At 66.5% G+C, this 15116-nt stretch carries 12 protein-coding genes and 1 tRNA gene; all 13 read left to right on the forward strand.

The window, feature by feature from the left end; all coding sequences use genetic code 11:
* Positions 1–104 precede the first annotated feature (104 nt).
* The 13 genes from LVB87_RS10825 to rpsO all read left to right on the forward strand — a co-directional run bounded on the left by LVB87_RS10825 (position 105) and on the right by rpsO (position 15073).
* Positions 105–491 carry a protease inhibitor I42 family protein gene (locus tag LVB87_RS10825; protein ID WP_343223427.1) on the forward strand — a complete coding sequence of 129 codons (387 nt, stop codon included), beginning with the start codon at positions 105–107 and terminating at the stop codon, positions 489–491.
* Between the two features lie 55 nt (positions 492–546).
* On the forward strand, positions 547–2862 hold the full coding sequence (locus tag LVB87_RS10830; protein WP_232897974.1) for a winged helix-turn-helix domain-containing protein: 2316 nt from the start codon (positions 547–549) through the stop codon (positions 2860–2862).
* A 106-nt stretch (positions 2863–2968) separates the two neighbouring features.
* Positions 2969–3045, forward strand: a tRNA-Met gene (locus tag LVB87_RS10835).
* A 64-nt stretch (positions 3046–3109) separates the two neighbouring features.
* Positions 3110–3403 (forward strand): hypothetical protein, encoded by a 294-nt coding sequence (locus LVB87_RS10840; RefSeq protein WP_232897975.1) that lies wholly within the window; start codon positions 3110–3112, stop codon positions 3401–3403.
* Between the two features lie 113 nt (positions 3404–3516).
* Positions 3517–4002: a VOC family protein gene (locus LVB87_RS10845; protein WP_232897976.1), complete on the forward strand. Its 486-nt coding sequence runs from the start codon at positions 3517–3519 to the stop codon at positions 4000–4002.
* 88 nt (positions 4003–4090) lie between these two features.
* Positions 4091–6181 (forward strand): VCBS repeat-containing protein, encoded by a 2091-nt coding sequence (locus LVB87_RS10850; RefSeq protein WP_232897977.1) that lies wholly within the window; start codon positions 4091–4093, stop codon positions 6179–6181.
* A gap of 314 nt (positions 6182–6495) precedes the next feature.
* Positions 6496–8238, forward strand: a complete 1743-nt coding sequence (locus LVB87_RS10855) for a VCBS repeat-containing protein (protein WP_232897978.1) — start codon at positions 6496–6498, stop codon at positions 8236–8238.
* Between the two features lie 326 nt (positions 8239–8564).
* Positions 8565–9089, forward strand: coding sequence for a ribosome maturation factor RimP (gene rimP / locus LVB87_RS10860; protein WP_232897979.1), 525 nt, complete (start codon positions 8565–8567; stop codon positions 9087–9089).
* Positions 9090–9146: 57 nt separating this feature from the next.
* Positions 9147–10634 (forward strand): transcription termination factor NusA, encoded by a 1488-nt coding sequence (gene nusA, locus LVB87_RS10865; protein ID WP_232897980.1) that lies wholly within the window; start codon positions 9147–9149, stop codon positions 10632–10634.
* A 68-nt stretch (positions 10635–10702) separates the two neighbouring features.
* Positions 10703–13330 carry a translation initiation factor IF-2 gene (infB, locus tag LVB87_RS10870; protein ID WP_232897981.1) on the forward strand — a complete coding sequence of 876 codons (2628 nt, stop codon included), beginning with the start codon at positions 10703–10705 and terminating at the stop codon, positions 13328–13330.
* A gap of 6 nt (positions 13331–13336) precedes the next feature.
* On the forward strand, positions 13337–13687 hold the full coding sequence (gene rbfA, locus LVB87_RS10875) for a 30S ribosome-binding factor RbfA (RefSeq protein WP_232897982.1): 351 nt from the start codon (positions 13337–13339) through the stop codon (positions 13685–13687).
* Positions 13688–13695: 8 nt separating this feature from the next.
* On the forward strand, positions 13696–14667 hold the full coding sequence (truB, locus tag LVB87_RS10880) for a tRNA pseudouridine(55) synthase TruB (protein WP_343223371.1): 972 nt from the start codon (positions 13696–13698) through the stop codon (positions 14665–14667).
* 145 nt (positions 14668–14812) lie between these two features.
* A complete protein-coding gene (gene rpsO, locus LVB87_RS10885) occupies positions 14813–15073 on the forward strand; it encodes a 30S ribosomal protein S15 (protein ID WP_232897984.1) in 261 nt (86 codons plus the stop codon).
* Positions 15074–15116: the final 43 nt, after the last annotated feature.

Here is a 15116-nt window from a genome sequence, read left to right on the forward strand (position 1 = left end):
CACGCGCCATTGAAGGCAAGGCCGGGGCGCGCGTCGCCCCGGCCGATTCACTCGGGAGATGTGTCATCGCTGTACCAAGCAAGTGTGCTTCGTTGTTGTTCATCGTGTTACTGGCCGCGTGCAACAGCGGCCGCGACGTGGCTGCACCGCCTGCGCCAGGCACGCGCGACGCGGTGGTGGAGATCGATGCAACGAATGTCGGTGCGCCGACGATCCGCATTGCGGTCGGGCAGGCCCTGCGCATCCGCCTGCCGGCCAGCCCGGCCAGCGGCCAGGACTGGGTCCTCGACGGTGACCTGCCGCCTTTCCTGCGCGTGGAAACCGACCCGGGCCTGGATCCTGCGCAAGGTCCCGCGCCGCGGATCGTGCAAACGTGGAGTTTCCGGGCATGCCAGCGCGGACGCGGCCGGGTGCGCTTCCTGCGGCGGCCACCGTGGGATGCCGGCGCGGCTTCCGCACGCCGCGAAACGCTCGATATCGTCGCGGATTAGCGACGCTCGGGCGGCCATCGCTTAGGATGGCGGTCTCTGGAAGGCGGGTTGGCGCATGCGCCTTTCGCGATACAAATTCCTCGATTTCGAACTCGATCCCGCATCGCGCGAACTCTCGCGCCATGGCGAGCGCATCGCGCTGCCGCCCAAGTCCTTCGAATGCCTGGCGTACCTCGTCGCCCATCGCGATCGCGCGGTGGGACGCGATGAATTGATCGCGGCGGTGTGGGGGCGCGTGGAAGTCAGCGACACGGTGGTTGCGCAAACCTTGTTGCGCGCGCGCAAGGCCTTGGGCGATGCGGGCGATCGGCAGGAGATCGTGCGCACGGTGCCGCGGTTCGGGTATCGCTGGGTGGCGCCGGTGGAGGAAGTGGATCCGTCGGTGCCCGCGGCCGTGCAAGCACCTGCCGCTGCCGAACCGGCGCCCGAGGTTGTGCAAACGTTCGACGCGCCGCCTGCGCGGCGCTCGCGCATGCCGTGGTTCGTCGCATTGTCTTTGCTCGTTGTTGTTGTCGTCGTCGGCGGCTGGTGGTGGATGAAGCGCGAGGCGCCCGTGCAACCCGTGGCCTCGCATGCGCCGGTCGGCGATGTCGTCCTCGTGTTGCCCGTCGCCGTTGCACCGGTCGAAAGCGAAAGCGCGTGGGTGCGCCTGGGGGCGATGGACTACGTCGCCAGCCGCGTGCGTGGCAGCGGCCTGAAAGTCGTCCCGAGCGAACAGACCCTGCACCTGAGCGCACAACTCAAGGATCCCGCGACGCTCGACGCCGCCGCTTGGGCCAAGTTGCAAGCCGACAGTGGTGCGCGCTGGATCCTCGTGCCAGAAGCGTCGCACGACGCCAGTGGATGGCACCTGCGTTTCAATCTCCGCGAAGGCGGGCAGTCGCGCTCCATCGAAGCGCGCGGCGCGACGCCATTGGCGGCGGCCGCCACGGCCACGGATACATGGCTGCGTCGCGTTGGCCGACGCAGCGCCGACAGCGCGCCGAGCCCGCTGACCGAACGTGTGCAACAGATCGACGCCGAACTGTTCGCGGGCCAGATCGCGACCGCACGACACCTGATCGAAACCACGCCGTCCACCGAACGCGACGACCCGCGCCTGCGCCAGCGCGAAGGCCAGCTCGAATTTCGCGCGGGCCGCATCGACGAAGCCGCGCGCATCTTCGATGCGATCCTCGCGCGCCAACCGCCGGTCGACGACGCCATCCGCGCGCAAGTGTTGATGGGGCAGGGCGCCGTGGAAGTGCGTCGCAACCACTGGCCGCAGGCCGAAGCGCGCTACACGCAAGCGCTGGCCCTGTTGGAACGCCGCGACGCCGGCTCGGGCAATCCCGCGCAACTCGGCAACGCCTACAACGGCCGCGGCGTCGCGCAGGTGCAGCAGGGCAAGATGGAAGCCGCCGTGCGCGACATGGGCCTGGCGCGCATCGCCATGCAGCGTTCGGGGGACTTCGTCGAAGCCGCCACCGTCGCCAGCAACCTCGGCAAGATCGAAACAATGCGCGGGCATTACCCGCAGGCGCTGCAGGAATACGACCACGCGATCGCGGTGTTCGAACGCTACGACGTGCGCGACTACCTGGCTGCGACGCTGATGTCGAAAGCGGAGACGCAACTGTTGCTCGTGCAGCCGAACGATGCGTTGGTGTCGATCGAACGTGCGCACGCATTGGCGAAGTCCCTCGAAGACGCCTACCTCGTGTCCGCGATCGCGACCACGCGCGCCAGGACGATGCTGTCCCTCGGGCGCCTGCGCGAAGCGGGAGAGATCATCGCGACCTTGCAGCCGGACGCGGAGAACGCGCTCGCCGTGCAGGAGCTGCAATTGCGTTTGCACATGGCGCAAGGCGATCGCGCCGGTGCAGTCGCATTGGCGCGACGCATGCCTGCGGGCGACGCCAACATCGAAGGCGGCCTGGCGTTGGCAGCAGTCCAGGCGGCGCTGCGCAATCGCGACGTCGCCACTGCGCGCGCATGGATCGCACGCGCGCCGACGACGCCGACACCCGGTACGTCGCGCACGCCGTGGGACCTGGCGCGCGCGTTGTTGGCGCAGGGCGAGGGGAATGCCGAGGCCGCATTGCAGGCAGCGCGTGCGGCAAGCGCAAACACCGAACACACAGGCGCGCCCGAAGAACGCGTGCAGGTCGGCCTGTTGCAAGCGCGCCTGCTCCTCGCGCAGGGGCACGCCGATGCGGCGGCGGCGCTGTTGGGCGACCTCGACGCCTTCGCGACTACCGACTACCGGGTGGCGTGGACCACGCAGTCGCTCTATCGCGCCCTGGGCGATGCCGGCATGGTGGCCACCGCCGCCAAGCGCGTGCAGGCCCTGCGTGGCGAGCGCGATCCGGCCGTGGAGCCCGCGCTCTGACGGACCACGCGAACCGCATCGAAGTGACTCGCACCGAAACGCCAGGGGTGCATGCGATGCCATGTGTTGCAATTGCCGAGCCACTTCCACATAATGCGCGGCCTGATGCGGGGTGGAGCAGTCTGGCAGCTCGTCGGGCTCATAACCCGAAGGTCGCAGGTTCAAATCCTGCCCCCGCTACCAAAAAATGAAGGGCCGGCGAAAGCCGGCCCTTTGTTTTTTTCGCGCCCTTACGAGTGACCGCACCGTGCATTGTTTCCGACTCTCGATCACCGCCGGCGAAGCGCACCGCAAGTTCCCGCCCGGCACCGAAGTGGACGCCATCTGCCTGGTGGATTCCGCTGATGCTGACGTCGCCATGCAAAAGGCCGCCAATCGGCTCACCGGGTTGGGTTGGCGCGCAGTGGCGAACGTGAAATCGACGCTGCAGCTGCCGCCCGATACCGACATCTCTGGCTACTCCGACGAGTTGAAGCAGGCGTACGCCGATGCGAAGCGCTTCGGTGTCTCGCTCATCGTGTATCCGCCGGGGCAGCAGTGATCTTTTTCCGCTGCGGTACCTCCCGCCGTGGCTCGAAGCGTGGTGCCAATTTCACCCTCTGCTAGCAGGGCCCCGTTACCCTCGTGCGTTCGTGCTCACCAACGAGGCTGGCCATGACCCCCAAGCTGCAAGCGTGTCTGTGGTACGACGGCAACGCCGAAGACGCCGCGAAGTTCTACGCCGACACCTTCCCGAACAGCCGCATCGACAGCATCGCGCGCGCGCCCGGCGACTATCCCGCAGGCAAGAAAGGCGACGTGCTCACCGTCGAGATGACGATCCTCGGCATGCAGTTCATGCTCTTGAACGGCGGCCCCGCGTTCAAGTTCAACGAAGCGGTGAGCTACCAGGTCGCCACCGACGACCAGGCGGAAACCGATCGCTACTGGAACGCCATCGTGGACAACGGTGGGCAGGAGAGCGCCTGCGGTTGGTGCAAGGATCGCTTCGGGCTCTCATGGCAGATCACGCCGCGGCGCCTGAGCGAGTTGATGTCCAAGGGCGGCGAGACTTCCAAGCGCGCGTTCGAGTCGATGATGACGATGCGCAAGATCGACATCGCGGCGCTCGATCGGGCCGTGGAGGGAGTGGGCGCCTGAGGGGCGGCCCGCTACCGAAAGCACACAGGGCCGGCCATCGCCGGCCCTTTTTTTTCGCGACGTCCCTCGGACATGCGACTTTTTCGCAGTGAAGTCCGTGCCTTGTCCCGCGGTCGGCGAAGGGCCGGTTGTTATCATGGGCCCTGAAAAAAGGCGCCACGCGCCACCGAACAGGGGACAGGGGATGACACCGATGGCACGGGCCGCCGCATTCGCGGCGACTTTGATCGTGGCTTGCTTGCCGGCTTACGCCAGCCTGGCGCCCAGTTTCGAATACACAGTGCAGGCGACAAACCTCTCCTTTGAAGGCGGGGAGTGGGTGGCGATCGCCGATGTGAACAACGACGGCCGCGACGATCTCCTCAACATCGTCGACGTGAGTGGCTCTTCCCTCGCTATCCGCCTGCAACGGGTGGACGGCAAGCTCGACTTGCCGATCTCCCTCACCATGCCGATGGGTCACATCCTCTCGGTGGAAGGTGTCGACCTCGACGGCAACGGTAGCGTCGAGGTCGTTGCCGGGTACGACAGAGGCGTGATCCTCTATCGTTGGAACGGCGAGGAGTTCGTGCCGAGCGTGTACAACGTCGGACTGGATTGCCTGCACATCGCCACCGCCGACCTCGATCGCAACGGGACCCCCGACATCCTCTGCCAGTCGACGAAGCAGCAGGCGTTCATCTTGCCGATCGACGCGTCTGGCCTGCCCGGCGAAGCGACGTATTTCCCGATGACCGCGGTGCGCGGCTGGTCCACCCGCCAGATCAAACTCGCCGATGTCACCGGGGACGGGTATCCGGACCTGCTTGCGGTCGATGCCGGTGTGTGGGCGTTCTTCGTCTACGAGAACGACCGGACAGGTGGCTTCCTGCCTGCGCGTGCGTACGGCATACCGCGCGAGTTCGCCGGGTCCACGTCGAGCGCCATCGAAGCCATCGACGCAGACGGAGATGGCGTCGACGAGGTCGCGGTGGGCATCGGCGGCGGTTCGATGTCGCGGGTGCTCCTCTATCGGCGCGACGCATACGGCGCATTGCGGCCCTGGAGGCAATTTCCCTCGAAGTCGGGGCCGTCGACGTTCCTCAAGCATGATGTCGACGGAGACGGGCGTTTGGATCTGCTGGTCGGCCACATGGCGACGAGCGCCATCGGGCGCTACATGAATTCCGCGTCGGGTCTTTCATCGATGGAAATCGTGTCGGGCAACATCCGCGTGGGTGGCCTCTACGCCTTCATGGCGGTGGGAGACCTCAATGGCGATGGCCGCACCGATGTCGCGGTGAACAACAGCTCCTACGAAGTCAGCCTGAAGTACGGTATGCGCAGGCCACGTCGGGACGTGTCCGGCGACCTCCAGACCGACATCCTCTGGCGTTATCCGGCCACAGGCCAGAACATCCTTTGGATCAATGCCCAGTCGACGAGCGCTGTGACGCTTCCGAGCGTCGCGGCGCCGTGGGTCGTCGCCGCGCTCGCGGATTTCGACAACGACGGGAAGGCCGATGTGTTTTGGCGCAACCCGGCGACCGGCGCGAACATGATCTGGCGCGCGGGCAATTCGGCGACCCTGCAACCGACCGTGCCGGCGGCGACACCGTGGAAGATCGTCGGCACCGGCGACTTCGACGGCGACGGGAGTGCCGACGTGCTGTGGCGCAACGGGAATTCCGGTGGGAATGTCATCTGGCTTGGCGCACGCAGCGATCGCACGCGCGTCGTTTCGTCAGAACTTCTCGCGCGGCAGGTCGTGGGCGTCGGCGATTTCGACGGCGACGGCAGCGCCGATGTCCTGTGGCGCAATACGGAGACGGGCGAAAACGCGATCTGGTTCTCGGCGGATTCAACCACCGCGGTGTCGATTGCCGCGATGCCCGTGCGGGGTTGGACGGTTGGGGGCGTCGGCGACTTCAACGGCGACACGATGGACGACATCATGTGGCACAACATCATCACTGGCGAGAACACGATCTGGCTGTCGGCCGACGCGACGAAACAACAGTCCACCATGGCATTGGGTCGCGATTGGATCGTGGCAGCGATCGGCGATTACTCCGGCGACGGTAAGGATGACATCCTCTGGCGCAACAGGGCCACCGGCTGGAACTCGATCATGCGCGACGGGAACCAGTCAGCGTACGACATTGCGATCGCCGGGGCGGCATGGCAGGTGGTTCCGTGAAGCGCATTCTCCCGCTCGCCGCGTTGATGCTTTGCGCGGCTGGCGCCGCGTCCGCCGCCGATTTCACGTTCGGCCGTCCCGCAAAAATGGTCATCGCGCGCGATGTCACCGGAGGCGTCGCCATCGGTGACGCGAACGGCGACGGTCGCATGGACCTGGCCGTCACCATCGGCGGGAAAATGGCGCCACAGCTCGCGGTCTACCTGCAGAAGCCCGACGGGGCGCTCGCGCCACCGCTCAGCCTCTCGCTGCCGGGAGGCGACGACGCGCTCCCCGTTTCGTTCGTGGACCTGGATCATGCCGGTCCGCCGGAAATGATCGTCGGCCACGGACTCAACCAACTGATCGTCGTCCGTCTCGCCAACGGTGCGCTCACGTCGACGACGCAAGCGATTTCCGGAGGCTGCGCCTACATCGCGACCGGGGATATCGATGGCGACGGCAACGCGGACATCGTGTGCCACGATGTCCAGGTCACCGCGTCCATCCTTTACGGCGACGGGATCGGCGGCTTTCGATCGACGGAGACGCTGCAGACACCGGCCGGCACATGGGACACGGACCTGAAGAGCGTGCAGCTTGCGGACGTGACTGGCGATGGCCGCCAGGACCTGGTGCTCACCTCGTCCGTCGTAAACAGCTTCTTCGTCTTCGAGAACAACGCACTCGGCGGATTCTGGCCGGGTGCATGGTCATACCCGCACCCGTGGTCTCCCGCCGGAGCGTATCCGGCTGCCTTGCAGGTCGTCGACATCGACGGGGACGGCGTCAACGAAGTGGTGACCGCTTCACCGCAAAACCGCCCCGATGGCCGGCTCAACATCTATCGCCTCAACACGCGCGGCTTTCTCGCGTTGGCGCAACAGGTGCCGATATACGACAGCACGACCATGCTGCTGTCGGCCGACCTGGACAAGGACGGTGACAAGGAGTTGGTGGCCGGGCACTTGTTCTTCCATTCGGTGACGGTTTTCGGCGCGAATTCTGCGGATCTGTCGAAGCAGGAGCGCTACGAGCTTCCGGGCTTCGGCGACGTGTATTTCGGCCCTCGCCCGGCGGGATCGGCGAAGGGCTTCGCGGTGGGCGATCTCAACGGCGACGGTTGTCCCGATCTTGCGGGTTCGACGCTTTCAGGGGTGACGCTGCTCTACGGGTGCAAGCCCTACGCCACCAGTCTCCCGGTCAGCGATTTCGACGGCGACGGCGTGTCCGACCTGCTTTGGCGTTGGGTCGAACGCAGCGACAGCTGGCTGTGGAAATGGGCGGACAAGAACCAGTTCTGCGGCTTTTATCCCTGCCCGCCGCTCGTCCCGAGTCCGTGGGAGGCACAAGCCCTCGGCGACTTCGATGGCGACGGCAACTCCGACGTGTTCTGGCGCAACCCGGCGACGGGCGAAAACATGATCCAGCTCGCCGGGATCTACGACAGAGCGCTCCCGAGGGTCACGCCGCTGGCCTGGCAAGTGGTGGGGGCCGGCGACTTCGACGGAGACGATCGTTCCGACCTGGTGTGGCGCAACACAACCTCCGGTGCGAACGCGATCTGGCGCTCTGCAGACGCGGCGACGCCGATTGCCATGACAGGCGTGACCGATTTCGCGTGGAAGATCCAAGCAGTGGGCGATTTCAACGGCGACGGCAGATCCGACGTGTTCTGGCGCAACACGAAAACCGGCGCGAACGTCTATTGGAAGTCGGCCAACTCGACGACGCAGCAGGGGATGACCGGCGTGACGAACCTCGATTGGAAGGTCGTAGGCGTCGGCGACTTCAACGGCGACTTCAAGTCCGACCTGGTTTGGCGTAACAGCCGAACAGGCGCGAACACCATTTGGTTGTCGGCCAATGGCACGACGCAAAAGGCCGTGTCCACCGTGCTGAGCCAGGACTGGCAAATCGTTGCGGTCGGCGATTACAACGGCGACGGGGTCAGCGACCTCATGTGGCGCAACTTCAAGACCGGCGCGAATGTCATCTGGCGTTCGGGCAACGGAGCGACGACGCAATTCGTCGAGCCGGTAGACCTCGTATTCAAGATCACGCCCGTGCAGCGATGACGCCCGGTTCGGGGCGGTCGAGCCCTCGGGTCGCCCGACCGCACCTTCCTGAACCCGTTTCACCCGGGGTTGCCCTTACGGCCCCCCGGGACTAAACTGCGCGGCGTTTCCAGCAGGGGCGTTGTCCCTGCACCAGCGTCTCCGCTGGCGATCAAGGGCTCCTCGGAGCCTTTTTTCATTCAGGGAGACCGCCGGGCTGATGGTCGCGGGTGCCGCAAGGCCCGCGCCAGCCGACATCCAACGGGACTCGATCCCGTCAGACAAGGGGCCCGACGGGCCCCTTGTTGTTTTCGGGCTCCGGGCGGAGCCAAAGGCGAGGATTGCCGATGTCCGATAAAGCAAGCGAAATCTCGGCCCTGCTGGCCTCGACCGTCGAGTCGCTGGGCCTGGAGTTGCTGGGCACCGAATACCTGCCGTCCCCCGGTGGTGCGGTGTTGCGCTTGTACATCGACGTCCCCGCCGACGAGACCGAACGTTTGGTCGGCATCGAGGATTGCGAGGCGGTGAGCCGCGAGGTCTCCGCACAGCTCGATGTCGAGGATCCGATCAGCGGCAACTACACCCTCGAGGTGTCGTCGCCGGGCATCGACCGGCCGCTGTTCGCCCTGGCGCATTACGTGCGCTTCCTGGGGCAGAGCGCGAAGGTCGGGCTGAAGCTTCCGCAGGACGGCCGCCGCCGCCTGCAGGGGCGCATCGACAAGGTGGAAGGCGAGGCGATCGTGTTCGACGTGGAGGGCAAGCCCTTCGAAGTCGCGTTCGACAACATCGACAAGGCCAAGCTCGTCCCCGATTGGGAAGCGCTCGGCCTGGCCCCGAAGAAACCCAACCATAAACCGGCGAAGAAGAAGTAACGCCCCCCGCTTTTTCGCCCGCACCACATTCACATTCAGCTCCAGAGACAACCAACCATGTCGAAAGAACTCCTGCTTGTCGTCGACGCCGTCGCCAATGAAAAGGGCGTGCCGGAATCGGTGATCTTCGAAGCGATCGAAGCCGCGCTCGCCTCGGCCGCGAAGAAGCGCTATCCCGACCAGGACGTGCTCGTGCGCGTGCAGATCGACCCGAAGGACGGCAACTACGAAACCTACCGCCGCTGGGAAGTGGTGGCCGACGACGTCGTGATGGAATCGCCCGACCGCCAGATCCGCCTGATGGATGCGGTGGACGAGAGCGAAGGCGCCGAAGTCGGCGACTACATCGAATCGCAGATCGAAAACCCGGACTTCGGCCGCATCGCCGCCCAAGCCGCCAAGCAGGTCATCGTGCAGCGCGTGCGCGAAGCCGAACGCGCGCAGGTCGTCGATGCGTGGAAGGACCGCGTGGGCGAGCTCGTCACGGGCGTGGTGAAGCGCGCCGAGCGCGGCAACATCTACGTGGACCTCGGCGGCAACGCCGAAGCCTTCATCCCGAAGGACAAGGGCATCCCGCGCGACGTGCTGCGCGCCGGCGACCGCGTGCGCGGTTACCTCTACGACGTGCGCACCGAACCGCGCGGCCCGCAGCTGTTCATCAGCCGCGCGGCGCCGGAATTCATGATCGAGCTGTTCAAGCTCGAAGTGCCGGAAGTCGGCCAGGGCCTGGTGGAAATCAAGGCCTGCGCCCGCGATCCGGGCGACCGCGCCAAGATCGCCGTGCTCGCGCACGACCACCGCACCGATCCGATCGGCGCGTGCATCGGCATGCGCGGTTCGCGCGTGCAGGCCGTGTCGAACGAGCTCAACGGCGAGCGCGTGGACATCATCCTGTGGAGCGACAACAGCGCGCAGTTCGTCATCAACGCGATGGCGCCGGCCGAAGTGCAGTCGATCATCGTCGATGAAGAAAAGCATTCGATGGACCTCGCCGTTGCCGAAGACCGCCTCGCGCAGGCCATCGGCAAGGGCGGCCAGAACGTGCGCCTGGCCAGTCGCCTGAGCGGTTGGCAGCTCAACGTGATGACCGCCGACCAGGTGCAGGCCAAGAGCGAAGCCGAGCAGACCTCGGCGCGCCAGCTGTTCATGGAAAAGCTCGAGGTCGACGAGGAAATCGCCAGCATCCTGGTGTCCGAAGGCTTCACCACGGTCGAGGAAATCGCGTACGTGCCGGTCGGCGAATTGCTGGCGGTGGAAGGCTTCGACGAAGACATCGTCGAGGAACTCCGCGCCCGTGCGCGCGACGCGCTCCTCAACGAAGCGCTTGCGGTGGAAGAGGAACTCGACGAGCACGCGCCCGCCGAAGACCTGCTCACGCTGCCGGGCATGGACGAGGCGACCGCCTACGTGCTGGCCGGCCGCGGCATCCGCACGCGCGACGACCTGGCCGACATGGCCGTGGACGAAATCACCGATATCGAAGACATGGACGCCGAGCGTGCCGCGGCGCTGATCATGGAAGCGCGTAAGCACTGGTTCGAATGACGCGAAGGCCGGGGCGCGCCTTCCAAGGCGCACCCGTCTAGAATCGCCCTCCTGACAACGGATACCGAATGTCGCAGCAAACCACCATCCGCAAGCTGGCCGAACTGGTGAACACGCCGGTCGAGAAACTGCTTGAGCAATTGTCCGAAGCGGGCATGAGCTTCAGCGGTCCCGACCAGGTCGTGACCAGCACCGAGAAGATTAAGCTCCTCGGCTTCCTGCGGCGCACCCACGGCAAGGCCGAAGAGCCTGTCGAGGAAACCAACGCGCCGAAGAAGATCACCCTCAACCGCCGCAAGGTGCAGGAAGTGACGGTCGCCTCCGGCCGCACCAAGAGCACGGTCGCGGTCGAGGTCCGGCAGAAGCGCACGTACATGAAGCCGGCCGACGGCGGTGAAGCGACGCCGGCGCCGCCGCCTGCGCCCGCGCCGGGCACGGATCCGGAGCGCGACGAAATCCTGCGCAAGCTCGAGGAGTCGCGCCAGCGCAACCTCACCGAGCAGCAGCGCCTGGCCGAAACCGACGCCAAGCGCGCCGCCGAGATCGCCGAGCGCAAGCGCCTGGAAGACGAAGCCGCAGAACGCGAGCGCGAAGCGGCCGCCGCCGCTGCCGTCGCCACGGCCGAAGCGGTCGTCGCCGAGGAAACCACCAAGCCGAAGGCCGGCCACCATGGCCACCCGAAGCCTGCGCCGGCACGTCCGGCCGTCGTCGACGACAAGAACGCGCACAAGGGCAAGGCGGGCGCTCCGAACCGCGGCTCGCACGCGATGGTCACGTCGATCGAAGACGACGACAACGCCGCGCGTTTCGCCGGCCAGCTACACCTGAGCGCGCAGGAACGTGCGCGTCGCGGTGCTGCGCGCGGTCGTCCGAAGCAGCGTCGCCAGCTCGACCAGTCGCGCACCGGCACCGGCTTCATGCGTCCCACTGCGCCGATCGTGCGCGAGATCGCCATCGGCGATGCCATCACCGTCGGCGACCTGGCGCAGAAGCTCGCGCTCAAGGGCGGCGAGGTGGTGAAGCAGCTGTTCAAGATGGGCGTCATGGCCACGATCACGCAGACGATCGACCACGACACCGCGGTGCTCGTCACCGAAGAACTCGGCCACAAGGCCGTGCACGTGGACGCGGGCGACGTGGAAGACGTGCTGCTCGCGCATTCGGAAGACCAGCAGGGCGAGCGCAGGCCGCGTCCGCCGGTCGTCACGATCATGGGCCACGTCGACCACGGCAAGACCTCGCTGCTCGACTACATCCGCCGCACCAAGGTGGCCGCGGGCGAAGCCGGCGGAATCACGCAGCACATCGGTGCGTACCACGTCGAAACCGACCGCGGCACGATCAGCTTCCTCGACACCCCGGGCCATGCGGCGTTCACGCAGATGCGTGCGCGCGGCGCGAAGCTCACGGACATCGTGGTGCTGGTGGTCGCGGCCGATGACGGCGTCATGCCGCAGACGGTGGAAGCCGTGCAGCACGCGAAGGCGGCGGGCGTCCCGCTGATCGTCGCGGTGAACAAGATCGACAAGTCCGACGCGGACCCGCTGCGCGTGAAGAACGACCTGCTCGCGCAGGGCGTGGTCGCCGAGGAATTCGGTGGCGAAACGCAGATGGTGGACCTCTCGGCGAAGACCGGCGCGGGCGTGGATACGCTGCTCGACGCGATCTCGCTGCAGGCCGAAGTGCTCGAACTCCGGGCCGTGTACGACGGCCGCGCCAGCGGCGTGGTCATCGAGTCGGCGCTCGACAAGGGCCGCGGCCCGGTCGCGACGGTGCTCGTGCAGCAGGGCACGCTCCGCAAGGGCGATTACCTGGTGTGCGGCATCCAGTACGGCCGCGTGCGCGCGCTGTTCGACGAAACGGGCAAGCAGGTGCCGGAAGCGGCGCCGTCGATCCCGGTGCAGGTGCTGGGCCTTTCGGGCGTGCCGGATGCCGGCGACGATTTCGTCGTCGTCGAAGACGAACGCCTCGCGAAGGACGTCGCGCAGCAGCGCGATGCCAAGCGCCGCGAATCGCGCCTCGTCAGCCAGGCGGGCAACCGCATGGAAGACATCATGGCGCAGATGGGCGAGGGCGCCGGCCAGCAGACGCTCAACCTGTTGGTGAAGGCCGACGTGCAGGGTTCGGTGCAGGCGTTGCGCGAAGCGCTCACCGGCCTGTCCAACGCGCAGATCCGCATCAACGTGATCGGTGGCGGCGTCGGTGGCATCACCGAGTCCGACGCCACGCTCGCCGCGACCTCGAAGGCCACGGTCATCGGCTTCAACGTCCGTGCCGATGCTTCGGCGCGCAAGGTGATCGAATCCAACGGCGTCGACCTGCGTTACTTCTCGATCATCTACGACGTCATCGACCAGGTGAAGCAGATCGCCTCGGGCGTGCTCGGCAAGGAGATCCGCGAAGAGATCATCGGCATCGCCGAAGTGCGCGACGTGTTCCGTTCGTCGAAGTTCGGCGCGGTCGCCGGCTGCATGGTCGTCGAAGGCGTGGTCAAGCGCTCCAAGCCGATCCGCGTGCTGCGCGACAACACGGTCGTGTTCGAAGGCGAACTCGAATCGCTGCGCCGCTACAAGGAAAACGTGGACGAAGTGCGCAACGGCACGGAGTGCGGTATCGGCGTCAAGGCCTACAACGACGTCAAGCCGGGCGACCAGATCGAGTGCTTCGAGCGCATCGAAGTCCAGCGCACGCTGTAAGACCACATGGCGCAGAAGAGCTTCCACCGCACCGACCGCGTTTCCGCCCAGCTCCGTCGCGAGCTGGGCACGCTGGTGCACCAGGCCGTGCGTGAGCATGGCCTGGCGTCCACGAGCGTGTCGGACGTGGAGATCACCCGCGACATGGCGCACGCCAAGGTCTTCGTCACCGTGCTGCTGCCCGACAAGGCGAAGGAAACGGTGAAGGCGCTGAAGGGCCTCGCACCGGAAATCCGCTACCAGCTCGCGCGCGCGGTGAAGATGCGCCACGTGCCCGAGCTGCACTTCCATTACGACGATTCCGTGGATCGCGGCGAACGCATCGAACAGCTGTTGCGCGACCCGGACGGCGCTTGAAGCCGCGATTGCCCAAAACCCAGTTCCGCAAGCTCGACGGCCTCCTGCTGCTGGACAAGCCGCGCGGCCTGAGTTCGAACCAGGCCCTGCAACGCGTCCGCCATCTCTTCCGCGCCGACAAGGCCGGCCACACCGGCAGCCTCGATCCCCTCGCCACCGGCCTGCTGCCGGTGTGTTTCGGTGAAGCCACGAAGATCGCGGGCGGCCTGCTCGGCGCACGCAAGGCGTACGAGACCGTCGCGCGCCTGGGCATCGTTACCGATACCGACGATGCCGAAGGCCAGCCGCTGCGCGAACGGCCGGTCCCGCGCCTCACCATTCCGGAGATCGACGCGGCCTTGCGCACCCTCACGGGCGCGCAGATGCAGCGGCCACCGATCTTCTCCGCGCTCAAGCGCGGCGGCGAACCGCTCTATGCGCGTGCGCGCCGCGGCGAAGCGGTCGAAGTCGATCCACGGCCGGTCGAGGTCCACGCCTTCGACCTCATCTCCGCCGCCGACCTGTTGCATGGCGACGAACCGCTGCTGCGCCTGAACGTGGAATGCGGATCGGGCACCTACGTGCGCAGCCTCGTGCGCGACCTGGGCGAACTGCTCGGTTGCGGAGCGCACGTGGCCGAGCTGCGTCGCCTCTGGGTCGATCCCTTCCGCGATCCGCGCATGTGGACCCTGGAAGCGCTGCAGGAACTCGCCGACCGCGGCGAACGCATGCTCGATGCCTGCCTGCTCCCGATCGAAGCGGGCATGGCCTCATGGCCGCACCTGCGGGTGTCGGAGGCGCAGGCGCAGCGCCTGGCGCGTGGACAGTCGGTCGCCGGGGCCTCTTCCACGCCCGGCAGCGTCGCCCTCTACGACGAAGCCGGCCGCGCGCTGGGGCTGGGCGAAGTCGACGGGGAAGGGCGCCTGCGTCCGCAGCGGCTCTTCACATGGGCCGCGGCGCTCGGGCAGCCACAGCCGCTCGAAGCTAAACCCTTGTCCTGAAAGGCGCCCGCGGCTTACAATCCCGCGGCTTTTCGCAGCAAATCACGCAGGGTCCCCTGCATTCCGCAAACGGCGGGCACGCGGTGCGCTCGGTCGAGACAGCCGAAGCGTTCCTGCAAACCTCGCATCCAGGAGTAAAGCAACAATGTCCATCGATTCCGCAAAGGTCATCAGCGAACACAAGCGTGGCGACAACGACACCGGTTCGCCGGAAGTCCAGGTCGCCCTGCTCACGGCCCGCATCGAGCAGCTCACGGGCCACTTCAAGACGCACAAGCAGGACCACCACAGCCGTCGTGGCCTGCTGATGATGGTCAACCGCCGCCGCAGCCTCCTCGATTACCTGAAGCGCAAGGACAACGAGCGCTACAAGGCCCTGATCGAGAAGTTGGGCCTGCGTCGCTAAGCGACAAACCCGGACCGCGGCGCAGCGATGCGCCGCGGTCTTG

Source organism: Lysobacter sp. KIS68-7 (genome assembly GCF_021284745.1).
In the GTDB taxonomy this organism is placed as follows: domain Bacteria; phylum Pseudomonadota; class Gammaproteobacteria; order Xanthomonadales; family Xanthomonadaceae; genus Noviluteimonas.

What these genes read in the sequence shown, in the direction of transcription:
- rbfA (WP_232897982.1), top strand. Translation starts at nt 13,337, where the DNA reads ATGGCGCAGAAGAGCTTCCACCGCACCGACCGCGTTTCCGCCCAGCTC.
- rpsO (WP_232897984.1), top strand. Translation starts at nt 14,813, where the DNA reads ATGTCCATCGATTCCGCAAAGGTCATCAGCGAACACAAGCGTGGCGAC.
- LVB87_RS10855 (WP_232897978.1), top strand. Translation starts at nt 6,496, where the DNA reads ATGATCGTCGGCCACGGACTCAACCAACTGATCGTCGTCCGTCTCGCC.
- infB (WP_232897981.1), top strand. Translation starts at nt 10,703, where the DNA reads ATGTCGCAGCAAACCACCATCCGCAAGCTGGCCGAACTGGTGAACACG.
- LVB87_RS10830 (WP_232897974.1), top strand. Translation starts at nt 547, where the DNA reads ATGCGCCTTTCGCGATACAAATTCCTCGATTTCGAACTCGATCCCGCA.
- LVB87_RS10845 (WP_232897976.1), top strand. Translation starts at nt 3,517, where the DNA reads ATGACCCCCAAGCTGCAAGCGTGTCTGTGGTACGACGGCAACGCCGAA.
- nusA (WP_232897980.1), top strand. Translation starts at nt 9,147, where the DNA reads ATGTCGAAAGAACTCCTGCTTGTCGTCGACGCCGTCGCCAATGAAAAG.
- rimP (WP_232897979.1), top strand. Translation starts at nt 8,565, where the DNA reads ATGTCCGATAAAGCAAGCGAAATCTCGGCCCTGCTGGCCTCGACCGTC.